Genomic DNA, 24,524 nt, shown 5'->3' on the forward strand with positions numbered 1-24,524 from the left:
CCCCCGTCCCACCCCCGCTGCCCGGCCGGTACTCGGCCAGAGCGTGCGGGACCGCAGCGTGCGCACCGCACTGCGCCATCTCTCCACCGAGCTGAGCTCCGCCCAGGTCGGCATCACCTTGACCACGATCCTGCTGGGCTACACCGCCCAGCCGGCGCTGAACTCCCTCCTGTCGGCCGGGTTCGGCCAGGCGTCCGTGCCGACCGCCGTCTCCGCGGGCCTCGCGGGGGTCCTCGCCATCGTGCTGGTGAACGTGTTCTCCATGGTGTGCGGCGAGCTGATCCCCAAGAACTTCGCGCTCTCGACGCCCCTGGCCACCGCGCGTCTCGTCGTGCCGGTGCAGCGGGTGTTCACCATCACCTTCAAGCCGCTCATCACGGTGCTGAACGGCTCCGCCAACGCCCTGCTGCGCCGCATGGGCGTGGAGCCGCGCGAGGAGCTGTCCGGGGCCCGGTCCGCGTCCGAGCTGGCCTCGCTGGTGCGCCGCTCGGCCGAGGAGGGCACGCTCGAGGAGTCCGTCGCGACGCTCCTGACCAACTCGATCGAGCTGGACACGCTCAGCGCGCGTGACGTCATGACCGACCGTCTGCGCATGTCGGTGCTGGACCGGGACGCGACGGCGGCCGACGTCGTGTCGCTCGCCCGCCGCACCGGGCACTCGCGGTTCCCGGTGATCGGGGAGGACCGGGACGACGTCGTCGGCCTGGTGCACCTGCGGCGCGCTGTGGGTGTGCCGCACGATCGCCGGGGCGAGGTGCCGGCGGCCGCCCTCATGGTGGACGCACCGCGCGTCCCCGAGACGGTGCGCCTGGGCCCGCTGCTCGTGGAGCTGCGCGGGTTCGGCCTGCAGATGGCGGTGGTCGTCGACGAGTACGGCGGCACCTCCGGCGTGGTCACCCTGGAGGACGTCGTCGAGGAGCTGGTGGGCGACGTCGCGGACGAGCACGACCCCCGGCGGGCGGGCGCGGCCCGGGCTGCCGACGGCTCGTGGATAGTGCCGGGCGTGCTGCGCCCGGACGAGCTCGACGAGTACACGGGTATCGAGGTTCCGGAGGGAGCCGCGTACGAGACGCTCGGTGGCCTCCTGATGGCCGAGCTCGGCCGCATGCCCGCCGTCGGCGACGAGGTCACCGTGGGCAACGCGCTGGCCCGCGTGACCCTCCGGGTGGAGGCCATGGACGGCCGCCGCGTCGAGCGGGTCCGGGTCCGCCCGCTGCCACACGACGACCCGCCCGGCGACGACAGGCTCCGTACCGACCGGCTCCGGAGCGACCGTGTCCGGGCCGACCGTCCGCGCAGCGAGAACCGTCCGCGCAGCGAGAAGGGAGCGAGCCGATGAGCACCACCACCGCACTCGTCATCGGCCTGGTGCTGCTGGCGGGCAACGCGTTCTTCGTCGGCGCCGAGTTCGCCGTCATCTCCGCGCGGCGCAGCGCCATCGAGCCGCTCGCCGCGGCGGGGGACCGGCGGGCCGTCACGGTCCTGTGGGCGATGGAGCACGTGTCGCTCATGCTGGCCTGCGCCCAGCTGGGCGTGACCGTCTGCTCCACCGGCCTCGGCATCGTGGCGGAACCCGCGCTCGCGCACCTCCTCGAGGGGCCGCTGCACAGCATCGGCGTGAGCGACGAGCTCACCCATCCGATAGCGCTGGTCATCGCACTGTCCCTGGTCGTGTACCTGCACGTGGTGCTCGGCGAGATGGTGCCGAAGAACCTCGCGGTATCCGGCCCGGACAAGGCGGTCCTGTGGTTCGGGCCGCCGCTGGTGGTCCTCGGCCGGGTGCTCCGTCCGCTCATCGGTGCCCTGAACTGGATCGCGAACCACGCCGTGCGCCTCGCGGGTGTCGAGCCCAAGGACGAGGTCGCCTCGGCGTTCACCGCCGAGGAGGTGCAGTCCATCGTGGAGCACTCACAGGCCGAGGGGGTGCTGCGCGACGAGCAGGGCCTCCTGACGGGGGCCATCGAGTTCTCCAACCGCACCGCGCGAGAGGTCATGGTGCCGGTCGACGGCCTGGTGGCCGTCGACGAGACCAGCACGCCCGACGACGTCGAGCGGCTGGTGTCCAAGCACGGCTTCAGCCGGTTCCCCATGGTGACCCGCGGTGAGGACGGCGACGAGCTGGTCGGGTACCTGCACCTCAAGGACGTGCTGTACGCGACCGGCCCGGACCGGTTCGAGCCCGTGGCCGTCTGGCGGGTCCGGGCGCTGGCCGCCGTCGCGCCGGAGGACGAGGTCGAGGACGCGCTGCGGGTCATGCAGCGTTCCGGATCGCACCTCGCGCGGGTCGAGGGAGCGGAGGGTCAGGTCCTCGGCGTCGTGTTCCTCGAGGACATCCTGGAGGAGCTCGTCGGCGAGGTGCGCGACGCCATGCAGCGCCGTTGAGGCCATCGAGGCTGTTCAGGAGGCATGAACAGGTAGTGATCACGCCATGCGGAGGTCGTGCGATTCACCAGTGGGGGTTGGCAGGCGGGCCGGGCCCGGTTAATGTCACGTGCGACATGCACACCGCGAGGGGCCGCGGACACTCGACGACGGAGGACCAGTGGAGTCCACGGCTGTGACGAGCCTGCAGCCTGCGCCCATGACGCGCCGTGCCCGGCGCGAGGCGGAGCAGCAGGCCCAGGCCCTTCGTACGCACGGAACGCGGGCTCAGGCAGCACGGGCCCAGGGAACGCGGCCGCAGGGCGTGCGAACCCGGCCGGCGCCGGCCCAGGCGACCCGTCCCGTGGCGACGCGGAGCTCCACCTCGTTCGACCAGGTGGTCACCGGCGCCATCGCCCGGCCCGCGAGGGCGACGTCCTCCGTCCCGGCCGGGCAGCGCTTCATCTCCAGGGCGACGGTGATCGGCACGCTCGCCGCCGCGACCATCGCGGCGCCGTTCGTGCAGGGCACCGCGCAGTCCGGTGAGTCCCCGTTCGACGTCGAGGCGCCGCACACCGGCCCGAACGTGCTGGACCTCGTGACGCAGCCCGTAGAACGTCCGGAGACCTCCCACTCCGTGGTGCGCGCCGAGGCGATCACCCGTCCGGTGTCGGCCGCCAGCCGCTCGCTCGACCGGAGCCCGCTGCCGAGCTGCGACGTCAACGCGCCCGTGGAGGGCACCAACGGTGCGCTCGCCGACCACTCGCTGTGCGAGCTGTGGCAGGCCGGGGAGTACCTGCGGCCCGACGCCGCGATGTCGCTCAGCGCGCTCAACGAGGCGTTCCGCGCGTCGTTCGGGCGGGAGATGTGCCTCGTGGCGAGCTACCGCGACCTGGCCACGCAGTACGAGCTCAAGGCCTCCCGCGGGTACTTCGCCGCGTCGCCCGGCACGTCGATGCACGGGTGGGGCCTCGCGATCGACCTCTGCTCGAAGGAGACGGGCGACAGCGAGGTCTTCTCGTGGCTCTGGGCCAACGCGCCGTCCTACGGCTGGCAGAACCCCTCGTGGGCGCAGCTCGGCGGCAGCAAGTACGAGCCGTGGCACTGGGAGTTCGTGTCCGGCGTCGTCGAGAAGGGTGAGTGGCACGGCTAGCACCCTGCTGGGGCCCCGGGGCGGGCCCCCAGCGCGGGTCCGCGTGCGTCAGAAGCGCAGGTGCGTGTTCGGGCCGAAGTCCTGGCGGAACACCGGCCCGTCGCTCGCGAGCTCGGCGGCGAACGACGGCGCCCACGCGCTGTAGGGCTCCATGGCGAGCGACTCGTTCGAGAACCGGCGGTCGTCGGTGATCTCGGTGACGCAGAAGTCCGGGATCTGCAGGCCCGTGACCGGCCCGGAGCGTTCGCACTCGGCCACCACGAGCGGGTGGTTGGCGCCCCCGAAGACGTCGATCGACCAGCCGTCCGCCCCGAGCCACACGGCGTAGCGGACCTTGACGATCGGTGCGCCACCGCGCCGGACCAGCTCGACGCCGACGCTCGGGTCCAGCTCCCGCTCCGCCTCGTACCGGGTGCCGCCGACCGCCGGCCCCTTCACGGTGACCGCGGCGAAGTCGATGTCCGCGGTGTGCGCCCGGAGGACCTCCGCCGGGTCGGTGTCGGCGGTCAGATAGACGTCGACGTCACCGGCCTGGACGCGGACCCGGAGGGCGTATCCGTCGTCGGCCAGGAAGTACGACTGGACGATGAGGGCCGGCGCGTCCCGGAGCTCGGCCGGGAGGTCGCGCACGAAGAACCGGCGCTCGAACTCGAAGTCGGCGTAGCCGCGGTCGGAGTCGGCCGGGGCAGGCTGGTCGAAGCGATCGTCGCTCATGTGAGGTCCCTCGCGATGCTCGGCAGCTGATGCTCGGTAGGTGCTTCTCGTACGTGCCGTTCCGCAGACGCTTGTCCGCGGATGATTCAAGAAGTCTACGCAACCGGCTCGGCGTGAGGGGCGCGGCCGGCGACGAACTCGCTCAGGGCCGCCGTGATCTCCTCGGGGCGGCCGGCGATGCCTGCCGGCTTCAGCACGACGGGTGTGCCGACCAGTGCGATGTTGGCCGAGGCGGCGATGCGCCGGACGAACGTCCGCTGGCGCGTGACCACCGCCCGCGGGTCGGTGACGTCCACGGCGAGCACCTGCCGGAAGACCAGGCGCGCCTTGCGGACGCCGGTGACCTCCGACCAGAGCACCTGCTCGACGCCGAGGTTGGGCAGCCAGTCGGTGAGGCCGTCGCCGTCGAGCGTGAGCACCGGCCAGGTGGGCAGCAGCAGGCGGCGCACCACGAGGAGCCCCAGGCCGGTGAAGACCAGCACGCCGATGGCGCTCGTCGACACGACGACGAGAGCGGCCGGTGAGCCGCTGGTCTGCGCGACGTCGAAGCCGAGGCGTGCGCCGACCGCGCACATGACCACGAGTGCGAGCGCCGTCAGGATGAGCGTGAGGACGTGCGCACGGGACGGGTAGAAGTCCACGGACTCATCAGGCATACCGGGACACTATCGGCACGAGATAACGAATCGGTAGCCGATGCTGACGGCGTCGGCGGGCTCGACGCCGGGCTCTACCGTTTCGATTCGCTACACCCACGTATCGTTTCGGGGTGAGGACCGAACAGCGCCGGCCGCCGGGAAGACCGCGCAACGTGGAAGCGGACAACGCCGTGCTGACGGCCGCACTCGACCTGATCGCCGAGTCGGGCGTCGAGGGCGTGAGCATCGAGCAGGCGGCGAAGCGCGCGGGGGTGGCGCGCACCACCGTCTACCGCCGGTACGCGACCCGTGACGAGCTCGCGGTCGCCGCACTCGTGGCGAACGAAGCAGCGGTGCTCGTCTCCTTCCAGGTCCCCGACCGGCCGAGCCCCGCCGACCTGGTTGCCACGTGGTCGGCCGGTCTGAGCGAGCCCCGGGCGCGCACCCTGCTGCGCCGCATGATGTCGGTGCCGCGCGAGCACCCGAAGCTGTGGGCGGCCTTCCGTGAGGCGAGCGACGGCTCGCGCGACCAGAGCGTCCACGATCTGGTGGTCCGGGCTCGGGAAAACGGTCAGCTGCCTGCGGACGCCGACGTCGAGATGGTCCAGGCCCTGCTCACGGGTGCGGTGGCGGTCCACCTCACGAACTACCCCGACGACGTGACGTTCGAGGAGGTCTCCGAGTACTTCTGGCGGGTGCTTCGCACACTGGGGTTCCGGGTCGGCGGCAGCTGACTCCCGGCCACGGCCACCAGCAGTGCGACGGCGGCGATTCCCGCCGTCACCCAGAAGAGGAACTGGGGACCGGTCCTGTCGTAGACCTGGCCACCGGTGAACGCGCCGAGGGCGATGCTCGCGTTGAAGGCGCTGACCCACAGGGCGGAGGCTGCCTCCCGCTGAGCGGGCACGGCGTGCGCGAACCAGGTCTGGGTGCTGACGGACACGCCCCCGTACAACAGCCCCCAGACGGCCATGAGGACTGCGGCGGCAGCCGCTGTGGTCGCCACGGAGGGCATCAGGGCGAGCGCCGCCGCTATCCCCAGCGACAGGATGCCGACCACGACTGTCGGGGCGTGCGTCGCCGTCAAGCCGGCGACGAAGTTGCCGACGATGCCGAGGACGCCGTAGAGCAGGAGGATCGCCGCGATCCGCGAGGCGTTCAGCCCGGCGAAGGACTCGAGGGCGGGCCTGACATAGGTGTAGGCGGCGAAGTGCGCGGTCACCAGGAACGCGGTGATCGCCAGCCCGCCCAGGACCCTCGGGTGACCGACGGCGCTCGCGAGGACGCGCAGCGGGAGGGGCGCGGCGGGCGGCATGCTGGGGAGGACGGCGGTCATCGCCAGGGCCACTCCGGTCGCGGCCACGGCGAGCGACCAGAAGGCGGCGGGCCACCCCGCGATCGCGCCGACGTAGGTGCCGACCGGCACGCCGATCACCGAGGCGACAGCGATTCCACTGAAGACGATGGCCGTTGCCGTCGGGACGGATCTGGCGGTCACCAGGCGTGGCGCCAGGCTCGCGGCGAGTGCCCAGACGCCACCCATGCTGACGCCGAGCAGCACGCGGCCCGCTGACATGACGGCAAAGCTCGTCGCGACGGCCGTGAGGACGTTGGACGCCCCCACCAAGAACATCAGGACGACGAGAGCCGTGCGCCTGTCGATCCTTCCGGTGAGGACCGGGACGAACGGGGCGGTGACCGCGGCCACCAATCCGGTGATGGTCAGTGAGAGGCCGATGGTCCCCTCGCTCTCGGCCAGGGAGGTACCGATCGGTGTGAGGAGACCGACGGGCATCATTTCGGCGGCGACGACGATGAAGACGGCCAGTGCGATCAGGGTGACGGCGCCCCAGCGGTTCGTGTCCGGCGAGCCCGGCGGTGGTGCGGGGTGTGGGCGGGCAGGGGTCACAGGTGCGACGGAGGGCATGTGCCCAGCGAAGTGTCCGGTGGGCGTGCGATCAACGGTGAACTCGGCATCGCACCATTAGCCAGATTTATCGATGGGCTACGCTCGGCCTGCTGGTTCATGCTCACGGTGCGGAGGTAGGCATGTCAGACCTTCCGGCGCGGGAGATCGAGTGTTTCCTCGTGCTGGCGGAGGAGCTGCACTTCGGTCGGACCGGGGAACGGCTGTTCATCTCGCAGAGCCGGGTCAGCCAGCTGCTCAAGGCGCTGGAGCGGCGTATCGGAGCGAGCCTCGTCGCACGCACGAGCCGCCGGGTGCGCCTTACGGAGTTCGGTGCCGAGTTCCTCGCGTCGCTGGCGCCGGCCCACCGAGCACTCGTCGACGTCATCGAGGAGGCGCAGGCGCGGGCCGGCACGATGCCGACGCCGATCCGGGTGGGGTTCCAGGGCGCCGTCTACGACTCGATAGCGAGAGCGATCGCTCAGTTCCAGCTTGAGCATCCGAGCGTGTCCGTGCAGCTCAAGGAACTGCCTCTCGGCGACCCGTTCAGCGACGTGCTGGCTCGGCGGATCGACGCCGCGGTGGTCCTGCTGCCCGTCGAGGAGCCCGAGCTGACGACGGGGCTGGTGTTCTCCAGGCAGCCTCAGACACTGGCGGTCTCGGCGGACCATTCGTTCGCGTCCCTCGACACGATCTCCGCGGAGCGACTGGCAGAGGTCACGCTCGTGCCTGTGCTTGGGCCGGCGCCCAGGTACTGGCGTCGCGTGCACTCGCTGCGGGCGACACCCGGCGGGGCCGAGATTCGGACGAGAGGCGGGGCGAGCACCGTCCAGGAAGGGCTCTCGCAGGTCGCTTCCAGCCAGGCGGGAATGATCGTCTGTGCCGCGATGGCCGTGTACAACCAGCGGTCCGACATCCGGTTCGTCCCGGTTGACGGCCTGCCCGACTCGGCGCTGGGGCTCGTCTGGCGAGCCGACCGCGAGAGCTCGCGGATCCGCCAGTTCGCGGACGCGGTCGAGGCCGCAGTGGTCACGACGGTGTGAGCGCGCGCTCGAGTTAGCCGGCCGTGACCGGGGGCACCCGGACAACAGAAAGCCCACAACCGGGCTGTGCCTGGTTGTGGGCTATCGGTGCGCCTGAAGGGATTCGAACCCCCGACCTTCTGCTCCGGAGGCAGATGCTCTATCCACTGAGCTACAGGCGCATGGCCGACGTCGAGGAACTGATGCCCACCGTATCGGCCGAAACGAGACTACCAGGTACCGGGCCAGGGGCGTGCATCGATATCCGTGACGAGCATCGCCTGCGCTCACCAGGCAACCTTCCTTCGGTCGCGTGCGTCTGTGTGCCGTGAATCGACGAAGAGTCCGACCCGTCCGGCGTGCGGACGTGTCCGCAGGTGACGAGGAACAGGGGTGGGCACGTGAGTGACGACGCGACAGTCCTGGACGAACCGCGTGCGGTCGTGGTGACCACGGGGAGCCCGGCCGACCGGTTCACGAGCTTCGCCAAGGAGCGGTCACCCGAGCTGTCCCGCATCGCCTACCTGTTGTGCGGCGACGTGCATCGGGCCGCCGACCTGGTGCAGCTCGCGCTGGAGCGGACGTACCGGGCCTGGAACCGGGTGGGCGACGGCGACCCGTTCGCCTACGCCCGGCGGGTGATCGCCACGGCGCGAATCGACTCCTGGCGCCGGACCAGGAGAGACGTCCTGGTAGACCCGGCCGATCTTCGCCCTGGTGCCGCGCCGGACGGCACACAGCACCTCGTCGACCGCGACGAGCTGGTGGCGGCGCTGCGGCAGCTCCCGGCAGGGCAGCGGCGTGTCGTCGTCCTGCGCTACCTGCTGGACCGCACCGAGAAGCAGACGGCCGAGGACCTCGGGATCTCCGTGGGCGCCGTGAAGTCGGGTGCGTCACGGGGCCTCGACCGGCTGCGGCGGGTTCTCGGCACGGGACACCCACGAGCGGTGCCGGCGACGAGCGAGGCCATCTCGCGGGACGCCTCGGGCAACACATCGCGGAAGGAGGCGAAGTGATGACGGAGCAGAACGACACCCTGGTGAAGCTGATCCACGACGCCGCGGGCCGGGTCGGGCCCGTGGACGGGATCGATGGTGAGGTGATGGCACGGCGTGCGATCCGCCGCGAGCGCACGCGTCGAGGCGTGATCGGGGGCGCTGTGGGCGTTGCGGTGGTGGCCCTGGGCGCGGTGGGGACGATCTGGTTCGTCGAGCGGCCGGCGCTTCCGGCATTCCTGCCGTGGGTGCACTCGCCGGACGGGGCCGAGGTCCGCTCGGACGGCCTGGTCTTCGAGGTGCCGGACGGCTACGAGGAGTTCACCACCACGGGAGACCCGATGTGGGGGATCGACCCGGTGATCCCGGACGACGAGGACACGAGCCAGAACGCGTACGCGCCGTCGTGGGTCGCCGTGGCGCCTGCCGAGGACGCGCCGCTCGCCGGTGAGCAGATCGGGAACCCGGTGTCCGAGGTCGACGTACCCGGAGCCGTGACCGCTCGCTGGTCCTGGTACCTGGCGGGGGACGTCGCCGTACCGGGGTTCTGGGAGCGGGGGACGGGAGACGGCGACTTCGTGGGTGAGCTTGACGTCGAGCGCGGCGACGGAACGGTGGTTCGCCTGACCATGAGCCTGACGGAGGACGCCACGCCGCAGGACACCTTCGAACGGCTCGTTCGCACGGTGAGCGTGGACGAGGAGTTCGCCGAGCCGGACAACCCGTCGCAGACCGTCCAGGAGAACCTGCCGCCCATCGAGTCGGCCGACGTGCCGCAGAGCTGGGAGCAGGCCGAGTTCCACGGCCTGACGTACGCGGCACCCGAGGACTGGACGGCGGTCGGTGGGCAGGACGCGGAGCATCCGGCGGACACGCTGCTCCTGCAACGGCCGGACGGCAGCGCGGAGGTACAGCTCTCCGTGACCGACAGGCTGGAGAACCACGAGTCGGGCGGTGATCTCGAGCTCCCCGACTTCTATCGCTTCGAGCTGGCGGACGCCGACGTGTCGACCGTCCTGATCGAGCGCTTCGACGGCGAGTACCGGGCCTACATCGAGGTGCGCCGCGCGGGTGGCCGGAGCTACATGGTGAACCTGTTCGGTTACCCCGGTGCGGGCGACCTCGACGACCACCTTGCAGCGACCCTCGGCAGCCTCGGCTTCACCACGGCGTCGAAGGCGGGTGCCACTGCCTACGACGACCTGGACCCTGTGGGCCCGCTGCTGCCGGACCCGCCGCCGGGCTGGGAGCCGGTCACGTTCGAGGGCCTGCACCTGAGGCTGCCGGAGGAGCTGAAGAGCGAGGACGGGACGTGGGGGATCTGGAACAGCAGCTCCGCGGACTCCTGGGAGGAGCTGTCGATCTCCCTCTGGGACCTGGAGGCGCACGACCAGCCCGTCGACCTCGATGAGAACGGGTACCGGTACGAGCCGCCCGGTACGGCACGGGGGACCGTGGCCGTGGAGACCAGCACCGAGACCGGTGAACCGACCGTCCTGGGGCGCGCCACCTTCCACCTGACGGCCGACGGGCGCAAGGCGTTCGAGGTCCGGTACGAGGGCCCGGGGGCGACCGAGGAAAGGTGGTGGCAGATCGTCGCGTCGCTGGACGCGGCCGGTCTGACCTCGCCCTGACCTCGTCCTGATCCTGCCCGACGCCGGCCCGTGCACCCCAGGTGCACCGGTCGGCGTCGGACCGCCCGTTCCCGGCCTGTGGAAAGCGCGGGCCCGGTGCCTCCGCTCGCCCGTAGAATCGATGCGTGACACCTACCCAGCTCTCCGAAGCACTCAGTGCTGCCCTTGCCGCGGCCGTTGCCGACGGCACACTCGCCCTGCCCGCCGACGCCGTCCCGGCGTCGGTCCACGTGGAGCGACCCCGGCAGCGAGAGCACGGAGACTGGGCCACCAACGTGGCTCTGCAGCTCGCGAAGAAGGCGGGCACGACGCCGCGGGCGCTCGCCGAGGACCTGGCCGCTCGCCTGGGGGCGACACCGGGCATCAAGTCCGTGGGCGTCGCAGGCCCCGGGTTCCTCAACATCACGCTCGACGCCGCGACGGCCGGTGAGCTGGCGCGCACCATCGTCGAGGCCGGCGAGGCGTACGGCCGCGGCGAGGCCCTGGCCGGCCAGGTGATCAACCTGGAGTACATCAGCGCCAACCCGACCGGTCCGCTGCACATCGGCCACACCCGCTGGGCCGCTCTGGGCGACTCGCTGGGGCGCATCCTGCGCGCGGCGGGCGCCGAGGTGGCCGCCGAGTACTACATCAACGACGCCGGCGCGCAGATGGACCGCTTCGGCGAGTCCATCCTGGCGCGCGCGACGGGCACCGAGGTGCCCGAGGGTGGTTACCGCGGCGAGTACGTCAACGAGCTGGCCGCCAAGGTGCTCGCCGACCGGCCGGACCTGCCGGAGCTGCCGCGCGACGAGGCGATCGCGGTCGCCCGCGAGGCGGGCTACAAGCACCAGCTCGCGGAGATCCGCGAGGTGCTGGCGAACTTCGGCGTGCACTTCGACGTCTGGTTCTCGGAGCGCGAGCTGCACGACTCGGGTGCCGTCGAGAAGGCGGTGTCCCGGCTGCGCGAGCAGGGGCACGTGTTCGACAAGGAGGGCGCGGTCTGGCTGCGCACCACGGACTTCACGGACGACAAGGACCGCGTGATGATCCGGGCGAACGGCGAGCCCACGTACTTCGCCGCCGATGCCGCGTACTACCTGTCCAAGAAGGACCGCGGGTTCCCCGGCAAGATCTACCTGCTGGGTGCCGACCACCACGGGTACGTCAACCGTCTCAAGGCCATCGCGGCCTGCGCGGGGGACGACCCGGAGTCGAACATCGAGGTGCTGATCGGGCAGCTCGTCAACGTCGGCGGGGCCAAGTTGTCCAAGCGCGCCGGCAACATCATTGAGCTGCGTGACCTGGTCGACTGGATCGGCAAGGACGCCGTGCGCTACTCACTGGCCCGCTACCCCGCGGACTCGCCGCTGGAGCTGCAGGGCGAGGACATGATCAAGCAGTCCAACGACAACCCCGTCTTCTACGTGCAGTACGCGCACAGCCGTACGGTCCAGATCGGGATCAAGGCCGTCGAGCGCGGCGTGCGCCGCGTGGACGGGTTCGACCCCGCGCAGCTGTCGCACGCCTCGGAGACGGCGCTGATCGGGCGGCTCACCGAGTTCCCGCGGATCGTGGCGCAGGCCGCCGAGCTGCGCGAGCCGCACCGCGTGGCCCGCTACCTCGAGGCCCTGGCCGGTGACTTCCACGCCTGGTACAACGACGACGAGAAGCTGCGCGTCACCCCGTACCCGGACGAGGAGGTCACGGACGCGCACCGCGCACGCCTGTGGCTGAACGACGCGGTCCGTACCGTCCTCGCCAACGGCCTGGACCTGCTGGGCGTGAGCGCACCGGAGCGGATGTGACGGGCGCACCCTGGCCGTCCGGCACCGGGCGGCAGACGGACGGCGCACTGGTCGTCGGCGGTGTGGACGTCCGGGACCTCGCCGCCGAGCACGGCACGCCCGCGTACGTCCTGGACGAGGCCGACTTCCGCATGCGTGCCCGCGCGTACCGCACGGCGTTCGAGGCGGCGTTCGGTGCCGTCGGAGCCGGCGTGGACGTGTACTACGCGGGGAAGGCGCTGCTCACCGTGGCCGTCGCCCGCTGGGCCCGCGAGGAGGGGCTGCGGGTCGACACGGCGTCGGGCGGCGAGCTCGCGATCGCGCTGCGTGCCGAGGTGCCGGGCGCGGAGATCGGCCTGCACGGCAACAACAAGTCGGACGCCGAGATCCGGCGGGCTCTCGACGCCGGCGTCGGCCGCATCATCGTGGACTCGCTGGTCGAGATCGAGCGGGTGGCGCGCCTCGCGGCGGAACGCGGAGTCGTGGCGCCGGTGATGGTCCGCGTGACCACCGGAGTGCACGCGGGCGGGCACGAGTACATCGCGACGGCTCACGAGGACCAGAAGTTCGGGCTCTCGGTGAACCCCGCGAGGGAGGGTGCCGAGAGCCCCGCGATGGCGGCGCTGCTGGCGGTGCTGAAGCACCCCGAGCTGAAGCTGCTGGGCATCCACTCGCACATCGGCTCGCAGATCATCGATCCCGACGGGTTCGAGGCCGCCGCACGCGTGGTGCTGCGGCTGCGGGCCGACCTGGCGGAGCGGTCCGGCCTCCTGGTCGACGAGGTCGATCTCGGCGGTGGCTACGGCATCGCCTACCTGCCGGGTGACGTCGCGCTCGACCCGGAGCGGGTCGCGAAGGACATCGCGCAGTCGGTGAGCGCGGTGTGCCAGGAGCTGGGTACCGGCCTGCCGCGATTCTCCATCGAGCCCGGCCGGGCGATCGTCGGCCCTGCCGGCGTCACGCTCTACACGGTCGGCACGGTCAAGCCGGTCACGGTGTCGAGCGACGGCGGCGCGGACTTCACACGAACCTACGTGTCCGTCGACGGCGGCATGAGCGACAACATCCGCCCGGCCCTGTACGGGGCGGCGTATCACGCGGAGATCGTCGGACGGTCATCCTCGGCCGAGAGCATGCTGGCGCGCGTGGTGGGCAAGCACTGCGAGTCGGGTGACATCGTCGTGCACGAGGTGCAGCTCCCCGCGGACGTGCGGGCCGGTGACCTGCTCGCGGTCGCCGCGACGGGTGCCTACGGCCGCTCCATGGCGTCGAACTACAACATGCTGCCGCGCCCGCCGGTCGTCGCGGTGTCCGACGGCGCCTCGCGCGTGCTCGTCCGTCGCGAGACCGAGGACGATCTGCTGGGTCTCGACCTGGGCTGACACGTCCGGCTCCGGGCCTCTGCCCGGAGCCGGACGCGTTGGGTCGAGCCCGACGCGGTCAGCAGGTGCTCCGGGTCAGACGTTCTGCGCGTCGTCGACGTGGCAGCCCTCGGCGGAGTCGCCGTAGGCGTCGATGTGCTTCTCGATCTCAGCGGACAGGTCCTCGATCTGCACGGTGAGCTTGTCCATCTCCGCGCCGATCGTCTCGACCGCCGCGACGTCGCGCGCGTTGACCGCGGCGATGAAGTCGTTCAGCCCGGCGACGTAGGTGACGGTCTTGTCGTCCAGCTTCGCGGAGACGTCGAGCATCGCGTCCGCGTCGTCGATCGCACCGACACAGGCGGTAGCGGTGGCCTCGGCGCGGGACCGGGCAGTCTCCAGGTCGTCGATCGCCGCCTCGGCGTCGGCGAGGCTCTTCTCGGTGCTCGTCAGCTCGGCCGAGAGCGACGTGGCGCGCGACTCCCAGTCGCCCGCCGAGACCGTGCCGAGCACTCCCCAGACGATGGCGCCGACGAGCAGCACCGCGAGCACGATCACCGCGACGTTGGCCCTGACGAAGGCCGCGGCCTTGCCGGGTTCCTTCACAGGTGCCGGGGCCGAGGCTGGGGCTGGGGCCGGTGCCGGCACGGGCTCCGGCTCCGGTGCAGGTGCTGCTGCCGTCGCAGCGGTGGGTGCGGCCTCGGTCTCGGCCGGTAGTACGCCCACCGGCGCGGCGGGCGCCGGGTCGGGCTCGGGGGACGGGTTCAGCTCAGCGGCGGGACGCGCGCGCTCGTCGTCGGACATGCGGGCAACGTACTGGCAGAAAACCGGTGAAAAGCCCGAAAAAGTACTGATTGCAGAAAGTTCACCCCGGTGCGTACCGCGGCCCTCGCCGCTCGCCCATGGAGAGCGACCGGCGAGGGCCGGGACCACGGGGTGACGGTGGCCGACGCGCCCTACCGAGCAGCGCCGACCACCGGACCGCTACGGCCGGTCGATGGTGATCGTCGGTGAGGTCCAGGTCTCCCAGTGGTCGGAGTTCCAGGGCTCACCGTCGGCCTTCAGTGCCTTGAGCGAGAGCACGTAGTCGCCGTCGGGCACGCGCTTCGTGTCACCGCGGAGCGTCGTGTACGAGCCGTCCCACGCGTAGGCGGTGAACCCGCCTGCTGTCTCGTTCCGCTCCGCGCCCGTCACATCGACGGCGTACGCGCCGCGGCGGTCCACCGGGCGGCCCGTCCTGGCGTCGAGCACCGTGACCTGCAGCTTCTCGACCTGGTGCTGGAAGTGGACCAGCGTGTACGGGACGTCGGGCAGCCCGTTCACGGTGCCGAGGGTGTACGTGGCGCCGTCGGGCACCAGCTCGTAGTCGCCCTGCGGGTCGATGCAGTCGAGGTTGATGAACTCGGCGCATGCGGTGATGCTCGCGACCGACGGCAGATCGGCCACCACCTCACCGCCGGACATGACCGGCGTGATCGGGTCGATGGCCTGGTAGTCGCCGGCGTACCCGGCGTACGGCACCGAGTAGGAGGTGCCGTCGTCGGCCGTGACCACGACGTAGCCGCCGTAGATGAGCTGGTCGGCGTCCGTCGCCTCGGGCGCGGTGACCGTGACGCCCACCGTGGCGGAGCGGCCGGGCCGCAGCGTCACCGACTCGCGGCTGAACGTGACGTCCGCGTACGTGTCGGCGAACGACGGTGCGAAGGTGTCGCCGAACGTCGCGAGCGCGGGGGCGTGCGACACGGTGTACGTGACCGTCTCACGGGTCGTGTTGCGCACCGTCACCCACCTGGACGTGGCGCCGGTCCTGGTGTCGCTCTCGCCGAGGGAGAGCTTCGCGGGCCGCACGGTGGCACCGGCCTGCACGACGCCCGGGATGTCCAGCATGCCCGCGCCCTGCCGGTGCGCGTTGTCGAGGTACCCGGCTGCCGGGGCGCCGGACCACGTGGCGGGGTCGGCGCTGTTCTGCAGGACGTCCCGGACCTGCGACGCGCGCAGGCGTGGGTTCGACTCGAGCAGCAGGGCGACCGCTCCGGCGACGTGCGGCGATGCCATCGACGTGCCGGAGTTGACCCCATGGCCCCCTTGCTCGAGCGGCAGGGTCGAGTTGATGTTGCCGCCGGGTGCGCCGATGTCGGGCTTGAGAGCCAGGTCGGGCGACAGGCCGTACGAGCTGAACGAGCTGATCAGGCCGCCGGTCGGGCTCGGCGTGGACACCTCCTCGGCGGTCCACGTGAGCGTCACCTCGGTGCCTGCGGCGAGCTCGGCCGCGAGTGCCTTGCCCTCCGCCTGCGGGATGCCGATACCCGGGACGTCGCGGTCCACCACACCGCCGCCGGAGAACAGTCCAGGGCTCGAGTTGTAGATCACGACGGCGGTGGCACCTGCTTCGACCACCGTCGCGTACTTCTCCTCGAAGGAGCACGAACCGCGTGCGATGAGCGCGGTCCTGCCCGCGACGTCGGCCTCCAGCGGGATGCCGACGCTGGGGCAGACGGTTCCGGCGTCGACCAGCGGGTCGGTGGTGCCCTCGGTGGGCGGGTCGGCCACGTTGCCCAGTCCCAGGTACGGCACGGCCGTGCCCGAAGGGTTCGCGACGACGGAGCGCGCGGTGACGTGCGTGTTGTCGAACGACGCGACCCCGATGACCTTCTCGCCGAGGCCGGGGGCGCCGGCCGAGTACAGGCCCGACGCACCCGAGTTGCCGATCGAGGCGACGACGACCATACCGCGGTCGACGAGCCGGTCGCTCGCGGTGGCGGTCGGGTACGAGGGCCACGAGAAGGCCGAGCCGATGGACATGTTCAGCACGTCCATGTCGTCGGCCAGGGCGCGCTCCATGGCCGCGATCATGATGTCCGCGTCGGTGGAGCCCTCACAGCCGAACACGCGGTACGCCCCGAGGGAGACGCCGGGTGCCACGCCCGTGACCCCGTCGTCCCGGCCCTCGGCGTCCGCGCCGACGATGCCGGCCACGTGGGTGCCATGGCCCTGGCAGTCGTCCGGCACGGCGTCGGGACGCGGGACCCGCCGGTCCGGGTCGCTCGAACCGGCGTTGTAGTCGTCACCGACCAGGTCGTAGCCCGCGATCACGCGGTCGTTCGGGAAGCCGGGGCCGCCCAGGTCCGGGTGGTCGATGTCGATACCCGAGTCCATGACGGCGACCTTCACGCCCTCGCCCGTCAGGCCGAGCTCGTTCTGCGCGATGTCCGCACCCGTCATGCCGAGCGCCGTGGCGAGGTCCGGTTCGTTGCCGGCGCGCGTCTCCGGGATCTCGACCTGCGTCATGGGGTAGATCGCCTTGACGCCCTCGGTGCGCTGCAGCCGCCCGAGCTGGGTCGAGTCCATGTCGATGGAGTAGCCGTTGAACAGGGTGTGGAACGTGCGCCGGACCGAGTAGTCGACGCCTGCGTCCTTCGCGGCCGCGCGGAAGTCCTCGCGTTCGGCGGTCAGGGTCTTGGCGTCCGTGCCGGCCGACGCCGGCTCGCTCTCCAGCTCGACGAACCACGAGCCCTTGGTCTCGTTGACCAGCGTGGTGTCGACGGAGCTCGGGATCTCGTGCACCGGCGCTACCGGGTCGATGGCGCTGATTCCTTCGGCCGGTGCTCCCTGGGCGGCAACGCCCTGGGCGGTGACACCTCCGGCCGTCAGTGCGAGCGCGGCGAGCGCTCCGAGGTACCTGTTGCGATTCATCCGTGTTCCCCGTTCCGGAGGCCACCACGACCCGGGCGACCCCTTATGTGAAGAAAGTGTGACTCGCCAGACTGTAGAGGAGCACTTCCGTGCGGGGAAGAGACGGACGGGCAGCCGGGGTGATTTCTTGGCGTCCCGCGAACCTCGTGCTGACGTGCGGCGCCCGCTCAGCCGGCTCCGAGCAGGCCGCCGACCACACCGCCGAGCGTTCCGTCCACCAGCTCGACGGTGCCCTCTACCACCGCTCCGACCACGCCGGTGTCGGGGTCGACCGGGGCACCGGGCTCCTCCGTCGGTGGGTCCGACGGCGCGGGCTTCGAGGGCGCCGGCCGCGCGGGAGGGGGCGGGTCGGTCGGCTTCGGAGCCGAGCTGTCTCCCGAGGCGGGGGCGCGGCCGCTGCCGCCCGCTCCGTCGCGCGGCGCGTCACCGCCGTCCGCGGGGACGTCCGCGCGGCCGGACGGCGCGTTCCCCGCGCCCGGGGTGCGTGCGGAGGCGGGGAGGGCGGCCGGGCGGTCGGCGTCGTCCGGCGAGGCTGGCGCAGCGGACACCCACGTCCCGACGTCGGACGGGTCGATCGCCCGGTTCGGGATCGAGCCCGCTGCGAAGAACTCGAAGTGCCACGGCTCAGGCTTCGCGCCGCCCAGCCTGGCCCACGAGGGGTTGTCCCAGCCGTAGTCGGGAGCGTGGAGCCGGAGCCAGACGTACTCCGGGGAGCTGCCGCCGGCGAGGGGGTCGCCGAGGTCGATCGCGAGGCCCCAGCCGTGGTTTGACGTACCGGGGATGGCCGCGAGGTGGGGCTTGGTGCCCCTGACCGCTACCTGCGTCGCATAGGAGCGGTACGAGTCCGTGAGCGGGATCGGGTACCCGAACTCCCTCTCGAACCGTTCGTCGAGCGCGATGAGCCGCTCGGCCGCGTCGCAGCGCAGCAGGTGTCCGGCTGCGAACGGCAGCGGGCACAGCACGTCGGCCGGGATGCGGCCGTTCGCGTAGCCGGCGGTGGAGTCGCCATAGGCCGCCACCGTCTCCAGGAGGCTCCGGCGCAGCGACGGTTCGGTGCTCGGCAGCGTCTCGACGAGTGCGGTGGGCGACGTCGGATCGAGCATGTTGGCGAGCCGCATCGCGGCGACGGCCACCTCGTCGAAGGTGACGTAGCCGGACGCTTGCCCTCCGCCGTGGGTATGCGCAGGCGCGTCACCAGGACCGTGCCCAGGCTCTTCGGTCACTACCCGCGACACCCGGGTGGCCGACGCCGCGCCGTCGTCCGGCGCCGGAGCACGTACCTTCCCCGCGGTGGGGGCGGTCTCGACCCGCAGCGGCTCGTCGGCTTCGGCGAGCGCGAGCTGCTGGGCCTGGTACGTCGTGTAGAGCATGCCGAGCTCGGCCGCGGCCTGCGCCACGTGCGGGCGGACCGCCGAGCTCTGCCGCAGCTGCCGCTCGGCGCGGTCCAGCACGGCCAGCACCTGGCCGACGGTGACGCCCGCGGTGCCGGTCTCGCTTTCGTCCTGGCTCGAGCCGCTCGCCCGGGCAGGGGAGTGTCCGGCGTCCGACGCCGTCGTGCCGGCCGCGCTGGACGAAGCAGGTCCGGACGTCGTCGTGTCCGACGTCGGCACGCTCGCCGACGCGCTGACCAGCACCCCACCGGTCACTGCCAGGGCGACGGCGCCGGTCCAGGCGTTCCGTGCGTACCGGCTTCTCGCGGCCCGGCGGAGCCGGACACCCTGGTCGCGGAGGAATGCCGCACCCGGCCGGTGCCCGTCCGTCGGCTGTGTGCTCTGCCCTTCGGTCACTGTTCGACGCCCCCTTGCGCAGCGGAAAGAACGCCCAGGGTAGCGATACTGACGCGACTTGCAACAGCCGGTTTTGTGCGTGTTCGGGCGTTCGGCGCCACAGGCCCCGGCTATCGCACGTCGATGTAGATCGGGTTCGTGTAGAGCCAGGTGTCCGCCCACGGATCGCCGTCGTTGTCGGCGTGGGGCAGGGGACCCGCCGGGTCGATCGAGGCTCCGAGATACCCGGCACCGTGGCGGTTGCCGTCGCTGCCCCGCAGACGGATGTAGCAGGACTCGGTGACGCGCCCGAGCGGGACGCGCAGGGTGTACGTGCCGGACCGGTTGCTCGTGTCGATCTGTTCGACCACGCGTGTCTCGGGCGCCCGCCAGCTGTCCCGGTCGGTCGCGCGTCCGGTGACGGCGCCCCGGATCACGTCGAGGTGCGCGAGCCGGGGGAGCACCCCGTGCGGGTTGGGCCGGTGGGCGCTGCGTACCTTGATGATCAGTTCCACCGAGGTCCCGCGCTCCACGCTGAGCCTGCCGCCGAGCGTCGTGCCGGTGCCGCGACCTCCCCGGGCGCCGACCAGCCGGACGTCGAGGCCGTCGACGAGGTGCCCGTGGTCCACCCAGACCCGGCCGCGGCGCAGGCCGTCCATGACGTCGAGGTAGCCGTGCCGCGTCACCCCGACGTGCGTGCGGCTGAACTCACCGGGCCAGAAGTCGCTCCCCGGCTGGGGCGTCCCGGTGTCGACGGGGGACGGCTTCCAGCCCAGGGAGTCGAAGCTCTCCCCGGGCGGCATGTCGCCGTCGCGCCACGTGTCCCAGATGGTGCGGTGGTTGTCGGAGTTGGAGGTGATCGAGAACAGGGTGCCCTCGGCCAGGATCGCGTCCCACAGGCCGCCTACGGTGGCGGTCATCCAGTCGTAGCCGCCGAAGGTCCGGTACGACTCGACCGGGTAGCCGGAGAAAGAGTCCGGACGTGGGGCGTTGTTGTACTCGCCCCGTTGTGCCCGGGTGCTGCCGCGGTAGGCGACCCAGGCGGGATCCGCGTCCCCCTGGGCGCCCGGCGCACCCTCCATGCCGATGAGGACGCCGCGCGCGGCGTCGCGCCATGCCCGGATCTCGTGCGGGGAGTCGATGCCGAGCCGGGACGGGTGGTTGGCCAGCACCAGGACGTCGTCGACGTAGCCGTTCGCCTTCTGCGCGGCGAGCCACCGCAGCGCCTCCACCGCGCGCTGTTCGTTCTCGGGCAGGTCGGCGTCCCAGCCGTTGAGCTTGGCGTCCCACCGGCGCTCGAACTCGCGCAGCAGCTCGACCTCGTACGGGCCCGGTGCGGCGAACACGGTGCCGTGCTCGGCGGCAGGGATGTACCACTCCAGGCCCTGGAAGATCAGCTGGCGCGGGTTGCGTGCCCGCGCGGCCATGATCTCCGCGTGCTCGGCCGCGGCTCCCTTGGCGCGGTGACCGTGGTTGCTGTGCTCGGTGAACACCATCCAGTCCAGGCCGAGTTCCGCGCCCTTCCTGGCGAGCTGGTCGAAGTCGTACTTGGCGTCGTGGCTGTAGCGCGAGTGCACGTGGTGGTCGCCGACGAGCCACGCGAGGCGCGGGTCCCCGGGACGGCCCGCGGCGGCGGTGGTGGCGCTGGCGGTGGTGGCGCGCGCGGCGGTGCCGGCGTTGGTGCCGGCGGCGAGGGCCAGCCCGCCTGCCATGCCGAGACGCAGGAAGGTGCGGCGTGACGCGCCTTGCGGGTCCAGCGACGAGGCGGGGACTGACGGGTCCGCCCAGGCAGGCAGATCAGTGGCGCGGAACGGGTGGGACATGGTTCCTCCTGCGGCAGAGCATGGTGACGCCACAGGGTCGCGCCGTTCGGAGGCGCGCGGATGAACGCGGGACGTCCGGCACCTGTCGGCCGTCCGTCGAGTCCCTGGCTCCCGCTGACGCCAGATCCCCCTCTTTCGAGGTCTAAGTTCCTCCGTTCTGAAACGGTTCAGAACGGAGGAACCTTGACCTCGAAGAGAAGTGGACCGCTCAAGACCAAGGACAACACCCGACGCCGGCCGGTAGGACCCCTGGGGTGGTGGGGCCGGAGAGAGAGAACGGCAACCGGCGCGGCGTCGGGCAGCTGGGTGGGCGGACTGAGGGAGGAACTCAGACCTGGTCGGCCGGCGAGTCGACCAGGTACGCCTGGTAGGCGGGGCTCGTCAGGAACGCCGGGAAGTCGTCCTGGAGGGCGACCTGGCGGAAGATCGCCGCCGCGTCCTCGAGCCGGCTGCCGGGTTCGGACGGCAGCGAGGCGACGACGTCGAGCAGGATCGTCTCGACCCGTTCCCGCGTCACCGGGAGCCGGTCGTCGTGGGTCACGGTGCCCGAGGCGATCCACTGCCACACCTGCGACCGGGAGATCTCGGCCGTGGCGGCGTCCTCCATCAGGTTGTCGAGCGCCGCGGCTCCGGTACCGCGCAGCCAGGCGTCGATGTAGCGGACGGCCACCGAGACGTTCGACCGCAGTCCGGCCGAGGTCACCGTCGCCCCGGCACGGCGCGCGGAGGCGACGTCGAGCAGCTCGTGCTGGCCCACGGCGACGTCGGGTCGCTGGCGGGAGACCTGGTTGGGCGCGTCACCCAGCACCGCGTCGAACTCGGCCTCGGCCACCGGGATCAGGTCGGGGTGGGCCACCCAGGTGCCGTCGAAGCCGTCCCCGGCCTCACGCTTCTTGTCCGCGGCGACCTGCTGGAAGGCCTGGCGGGTGACCTCCGGGTTACGGCGGTCCGGGATGAACGCGCTCATGCCGCCGATGGCGTGCGCCCCGCGCTTGTGGCACGTGGCGACGAGCAGCTCGGTGTAGGCGCGCATGAAGGGTGCGGTCATGGTGACCTGTGCGCGGTCCGGCAGCACGTACGAGTCACCGCGGGTGCGGAAGCACTTGATCACCGAGAACAGGTAGTCCCAGCGACCGGCGTTGAGCCCGGCGCAGTGATCACGCAGCTCGTAGAGGATCTCCTCCATCTCGAACGCCGCGGGCAGCGTCTCGATGAGCACGGTGGCGCGGATCGTCCCGCGGGGGATACCGAGCGCGTCCTGCGCGACCTCGAACACCTCGTTCCACAGCCGCGCCTCCTTGTAGCCCTCCAGCTTGGGCAGGTAGAAGTACGGGCCCCTGCCACGGGCGATCAGCTCGGCGGCGTTGTGGAAGAAGTAGAGCCCGAAGTCCACGAGGCTGCCCAGGGCGCTGCTCGTGATCCCGTTCGCGTCCGTGTACCGCAGGTGCGCCTCGTCGAGGTGCCAGCCGCGCGGACGGAACACGATCGTCGGGAGGTCGACGATGTCCGCGGACCGCAGCGTGTACTCCTTGCCCGCCTCGTTGGTGAAGCTGAGCGAGCCGCGGATGGCGTCGTGCAGCGCGAGCTGCCCCTCCACCACGTTGGGCCACGTCGGGCTGGACGCGTCCTCGGCGTCGGCCAGCCAGCACCGGGCGCCGGAGTTGAGCGCGTTGATGGTCATCTTCGGGTCGGTCGGACCCGTGATCTCCACGCGGCGGTCCTCCAGGCCGGGTGCCCGGCGAGATCCGGCGACCCGCCAGTGCGGGTCGTCGCGCACCGGCCGGGTCGAGGCCCGGAAGTCGGGGTCGCTGCCGTCCGCGATGTCCTGACGGCGCAGCTGGCGCTGCGCGATCAGCTCATCGCGGGCGGCGTCGAACCGGTCATGGAGCATGGCGAGGAACTGGAGCGCGTCAGTGCTCAGGATCTCGCCGTACCGCGGGCCGACGGAGCCGGTCACGGTGATGACGCCGCGGCGGGCACCGGTCCGCGAGGCGCCCACCCCGCCGTTCGGCAGGGAGCTCGGTGCGGAACGGCGGGCCCGCTGTTCGGACGGCGTCGGGACGGACGGCGTCGGGGCGGACGGCCGCGGCACGGCGCCCGTCGGGGCGGTGGAAGCCGCGCGTGACGCTGGTGGAGTGCCGATCCCGGCGAGCCCGGCGTCCGGGTCGAAGGGGTTGGCGCCCTGCGGGCGGGTGTCGATGGTCGCGGTCATCAGAACTGCGCCGCCTCGGTGGAACCGGCCAGGGCGGTGGTGGCGGAGTCCGGGTTGAGCGCCGTCGCCACGCGGTCGAAGTAGCCGGTGCCGACCTCGCGCTGGTGCTTGGTGGCGGTGTAGCCACGCGACTCGGCGGCGAACTCCTTCTCCTGCAGCTCCACGTACGCGGTCATCTGCTCGCGGGCGTAGCCGTGGGCCAGGTCGAACATCGAGTAGTTCAGCGCGTGGAAGCCGGCCAGGGTGATGAACTGGAACTTGAAGCCCATGGCGCCCAGCTCGCGCTGGAACTTCGCGATCGTGTCGTCGTCCAGGTGCTTCTTCCAGTTGAACGACGGCGAGCAGTTGTAGCTCAGCATCTGGTCGGGGAAGTCGGCCTTGACGGCCTCGGCGAACTTGCGGGCGAGCTCGAGGTCGGGCGTCCCGGTCTCCATCCAGATCAGGTCGGAGTAGGGCGCGTAGGCCTTGGCCCGCGCGATGCACGGCTCGATGCCGTTCGTCACCTTGTAGAAGCCCTCGTTGGTGCGCTCGCCGGTGATGAACGGGAGGTCGCGCTCGTCGACGTCGGACGTGATCAGGGTCGCGGCCTCGGCGTCGGTCCGGGCGATCACGATGGACGGCACGTCGGCGACGTCGGCCGCGAGGCGGGCCGCGTTCAGCGTGCGCACGTGCTGCTGCGTCGGGACGAGCACCTTGCCACCGAGGTGGCCGCACTTCTTCTCCGAGGCGAGCTGGTCCTCCCAGTGCACGCCGGCGGCACCCGACTGGATCATCGACTTCATCAGCTCGTACGCGTTGAGGGGGCCGCCGAAGCCGGCCTCGGCGTCGGCCACGATCGGGGCCAGCCAGTCGCGGGTCGGGGTGCCGTTCTCCGACACGTCGATCTGGTCGGCGCGCAGGAGCGCGTTGTTGATGCGACGGACCACCGCGGGCACCGAGTTGGCCGGGTACAGCGACTGGTCGGGGTAGGTCTGGCCCGAGAGGTTCGCGTCACCGGCGACCTGCCAGCCGGACAGGTAGATGGCCTGCAGGCCGGCCTTGACCTGCTGCACCGCCTGGTTCCCGGTCAGCGCCCCGAGGGCGTTGATGTAGTCCTCCTCGTGCAGCTGGCGCCAGAGGCGCTCGGCGCCGCGGCGGGCGAGCGTGCTCTCCTCGCCGACCGAGCCGCGCAGGGCGACGACGTCCTCGGCGGTGTAGCTGCGCTCGATGCCGGCCCAGCGAGGGTCGGACTCCCAGGACTGCTGCAGCTCGGCGGCCGTCTGCACCTGGTCGCCGGTGCGCACGGGCCTCGACGCGGTCGTCGCGGACACAGCTGCCTCAGACGTGGAATCGATGGTGGGTGCGCTCATGGCGGGTCTCCTTCTCGGTGGAACGTCGTCACCGGGCCCTCCGGGTGACGTGTTACGACCTTCTGCCCTGCGCAACCCTCTTCTCAAGGAGATCTGAGTAGAAGAATTCGAGTTCTTCTGTTGAACGGAAG

18 protein-coding genes and 1 tRNA gene are annotated in these 24,524 nt (G+C 71.5%); 9 read left to right on the forward strand and 10 right to left on the reverse strand.

Annotated elements, in window-relative coordinates:
* The 3 genes from LUU90_RS21570 to LUU90_RS21580 all read left to right on the forward strand — a co-directional run.
* Positions 1-1,339: hemolysin family protein (locus LUU90_RS21570; protein WP_275006014.1), on the forward strand; the 1,339-nt coding region annotated here is incomplete at its 5' end.
* The gene (locus LUU90_RS21575) at positions 1,336-2,382 is read left to right on the forward strand and encodes a hemolysin family protein (protein WP_275006015.1); all 1,047 of its coding nucleotides are present in this window, start codon (positions 1,336-1,338) and stop codon (positions 2,380-2,382) included. The genes LUU90_RS21570 and LUU90_RS21575, both read left to right, overlap by 4 nt.
* Before the next feature lie 199 nt (positions 2,383-2,581).
* Complete coding sequence (locus LUU90_RS21580; RefSeq protein WP_275006016.1) at positions 2,582-3,514, forward strand: M15 family metallopeptidase; 933 nt, start codon at positions 2,582-2,584, stop codon at positions 3,512-3,514.
* Between the two features lie 48 nt (positions 3,515-3,562).
* Here the strand turns inward: LUU90_RS21580 and LUU90_RS21585 are convergent, their stop codons facing one another.
* Together LUU90_RS21585 and LUU90_RS21590 are read right to left on the reverse strand one after the other, a co-directional pair.
* On the reverse strand, positions 3,563-4,228 hold the full coding sequence (locus tag LUU90_RS21585; protein ID WP_275006017.1) for a CYTH domain-containing protein: 666 nt from the start codon (positions 4,226-4,228) through the stop codon (positions 3,563-3,565).
* 95 nt (positions 4,229-4,323) lie between these two features.
* Positions 4,324-4,884, reverse strand: a complete 561-nt coding sequence (locus LUU90_RS21590) for an STM3941 family protein (protein ID WP_275006018.1) — start codon at positions 4,882-4,884, stop codon at positions 4,324-4,326.
* A gap of 113 nt (positions 4,885-4,997) precedes the next feature.
* On the opposite strand from LUU90_RS21590, the gene LUU90_RS21595 reads away from it, so the two are divergent.
* The gene (locus LUU90_RS21595) at positions 4,998-5,600 is read left to right on the forward strand and encodes a TetR/AcrR family transcriptional regulator (RefSeq protein WP_275006019.1); all 603 of its coding nucleotides are present in this window, start codon (positions 4,998-5,000) and stop codon (positions 5,598-5,600) included.
* Here the strand turns inward: LUU90_RS21595 and LUU90_RS21600 are convergent.
* Positions 5,513-6,793 (reverse strand): MFS transporter, encoded by a 1,281-nt coding sequence (locus tag LUU90_RS21600; RefSeq protein WP_275006020.1) that lies wholly within the window; start codon positions 6,791-6,793, stop codon positions 5,513-5,515. The two genes, LUU90_RS21595 and LUU90_RS21600, sit on opposite strands and share 88 nt — an antisense overlap.
* A gap of 122 nt (positions 6,794-6,915) precedes the next feature.
* Between LUU90_RS21600 and LUU90_RS21605 the strand changes: the two genes are divergently transcribed.
* The gene (locus LUU90_RS21605) at positions 6,916-7,815 is read left to right on the forward strand and encodes a LysR family transcriptional regulator (RefSeq protein ID WP_275006021.1); all 900 of its coding nucleotides are present in this window, start codon (positions 6,916-6,918) and stop codon (positions 7,813-7,815) included.
* An 88-nt stretch (positions 7,816-7,903) separates the two neighbouring features.
* On the opposite strand, the gene LUU90_RS21610 is transcribed toward LUU90_RS21605, so the two are convergent.
* A tRNA-Arg gene (locus tag LUU90_RS21610) sits at positions 7,904-7,976 on the reverse strand.
* Positions 7,977-8,195: 219 nt separating this feature from the next.
* Between LUU90_RS21610 and LUU90_RS21615 the strand changes: the two genes are divergently transcribed.
* The 4 genes from LUU90_RS21615 to lysA all read left to right on the forward strand — a co-directional run bounded on the left by LUU90_RS21615 (position 8,196) and on the right by lysA (position 13,571).
* Positions 8,196-8,810 carry a SigE family RNA polymerase sigma factor gene (locus LUU90_RS21615; RefSeq protein ID WP_275006022.1) on the forward strand — a complete coding sequence of 205 codons (615 nt, stop codon included), beginning with the start codon at positions 8,196-8,198 and terminating at the stop codon, positions 8,808-8,810.
* Positions 8,810-10,423: a hypothetical protein gene (locus LUU90_RS21620; RefSeq protein WP_275006023.1), complete on the forward strand. Its 1,614-nt coding sequence runs from the start codon at positions 8,810-8,812 to the stop codon at positions 10,421-10,423. Before LUU90_RS21615 ends, LUU90_RS21620 begins: the two co-directional genes overlap by 1 nt.
* A 125-nt stretch (positions 10,424-10,548) precedes the next feature.
* Positions 10,549-12,210: an arginine--tRNA ligase gene (gene argS / locus LUU90_RS21625; protein ID WP_275006024.1), complete on the forward strand. Its 1,662-nt coding sequence runs from the start codon at positions 10,549-10,551 to the stop codon at positions 12,208-12,210.
* Positions 12,207-13,571: a diaminopimelate decarboxylase gene (gene lysA, locus LUU90_RS21630; protein WP_275006025.1), complete on the forward strand. Its 1,365-nt coding sequence runs from the start codon at positions 12,207-12,209 to the stop codon at positions 13,569-13,571. Before argS ends, lysA begins: the two co-directional genes overlap by 4 nt.
* 75 nt (positions 13,572-13,646) lie before the next feature.
* On the opposite strand, the gene LUU90_RS21635 is transcribed toward lysA, so the two are convergent.
* The 6 genes from LUU90_RS21635 to aceA all read right to left on the reverse strand — a co-directional run bounded on the left by LUU90_RS21635 (position 13,647) and on the right by aceA (position 24,393).
* Positions 13,647-14,354 (reverse strand): hypothetical protein, encoded by a 708-nt coding sequence (locus LUU90_RS21635; RefSeq protein ID WP_275006026.1) that lies wholly within the window; start codon positions 14,352-14,354, stop codon positions 13,647-13,649.
* A gap of 180 nt (positions 14,355-14,534) precedes the next feature.
* On the reverse strand, positions 14,535-17,243 hold the full coding sequence (locus LUU90_RS21640) for a S8 family serine peptidase (protein WP_275006027.1): 2,709 nt from the start codon (positions 17,241-17,243) through the stop codon (positions 14,535-14,537).
* 167 nt (positions 17,244-17,410) lie between these two features.
* Positions 17,411-19,030 (reverse strand): M15 family metallopeptidase, encoded by a 1,620-nt coding sequence (locus LUU90_RS21645; protein WP_275006028.1) that lies wholly within the window; start codon positions 19,028-19,030, stop codon positions 17,411-17,413.
* Positions 19,031-19,140: 110 nt separating this feature from the next.
* Positions 19,141-20,832 (reverse strand): PHP domain-containing protein, encoded by a 1,692-nt coding sequence (locus LUU90_RS21650; protein WP_275006029.1) that lies wholly within the window; start codon positions 20,830-20,832, stop codon positions 19,141-19,143.
* Between the two features lie 328 nt (positions 20,833-21,160).
* Complete coding sequence (gene aceB, locus LUU90_RS21655) at positions 21,161-23,044, reverse strand: malate synthase A (RefSeq protein WP_275006030.1); 1,884 nt, start codon at positions 23,042-23,044, stop codon at positions 21,161-21,163.
* Positions 23,044-24,393, reverse strand: a complete 1,350-nt coding sequence (gene aceA / locus LUU90_RS21660) for an isocitrate lyase (RefSeq protein WP_275006031.1) — start codon at positions 24,391-24,393, stop codon at positions 23,044-23,046. The genes aceB and aceA overlap by 1 nt, the downstream gene beginning before the upstream one ends.
* Positions 24,394-24,524: the final 131 nt, after the last annotated feature.

It is taken from the genome of Promicromonospora iranensis, from assembly GCF_028994775.1.
GTDB lineage: Bacteria > Actinomycetota > Actinomycetes > Actinomycetales > Cellulomonadaceae > Promicromonospora > Promicromonospora iranensis_A.

What these genes read in the sequence shown, in the direction of transcription:
- LUU90_RS21575 (WP_275006015.1), top strand. Translation starts at nt 1,336, where the DNA reads ATGAGCACCACCACCGCACTCGTCATCGGCCTGGTGCTGCTGGCGGGC.
- LUU90_RS21580 (WP_275006016.1), top strand. Translation starts at nt 2,582, where the DNA reads ATGACGCGCCGTGCCCGGCGCGAGGCGGAGCAGCAGGCCCAGGCCCTT.
- LUU90_RS21585 (WP_275006017.1), bottom strand. Translation starts at nt 4,228, where the DNA reads ATGAGCGACGATCGCTTCGACCAGCCTGCCCCGGCCGACTCCGACCGC.
- LUU90_RS21590 (WP_275006018.1), bottom strand. Translation starts at nt 4,884, where the DNA reads ATGCCTGATGAGTCCGTGGACTTCTACCCGTCCCGTGCGCACGTCCTC.
- LUU90_RS21600 (WP_275006020.1), bottom strand. Translation starts at nt 6,793, where the DNA reads ATGCCCTCCGTCGCACCTGTGACCCCTGCCCGCCCACACCCCGCACCA.
- LUU90_RS21605 (WP_275006021.1), top strand. Translation starts at nt 6,916, where the DNA reads ATGTCAGACCTTCCGGCGCGGGAGATCGAGTGTTTCCTCGTGCTGGCG.
- LUU90_RS21620 (WP_275006023.1), top strand. Translation starts at nt 8,810, where the DNA reads ATGACGGAGCAGAACGACACCCTGGTGAAGCTGATCCACGACGCCGCG.
- LUU90_RS21635 (WP_275006026.1), bottom strand. Translation starts at nt 14,354, where the DNA reads ATGTCCGACGACGAGCGCGCGCGTCCCGCCGCTGAGCTGAACCCGTCC.
- LUU90_RS21640 (WP_275006027.1), bottom strand. Translation starts at nt 17,243, where the DNA reads ATGAATCGCAACAGGTACCTCGGAGCGCTCGCCGCGCTCGCACTGACG.
- LUU90_RS21650 (WP_275006029.1), bottom strand. Translation starts at nt 20,832, where the DNA reads ATGTCCCACCCGTTCCGCGCCACTGATCTGCCTGCCTGGGCGGACCCG.
- aceB (WP_275006030.1), bottom strand. Translation starts at nt 23,044, where the DNA reads ATGACCGCGACCATCGACACCCGCCCGCAGGGCGCCAACCCCTTCGAC.
- aceA (WP_275006031.1), bottom strand. Translation starts at nt 24,393, where the DNA reads ATGAGCGCACCCACCATCGATTCCACGTCTGAGGCAGCTGTGTCCGCG.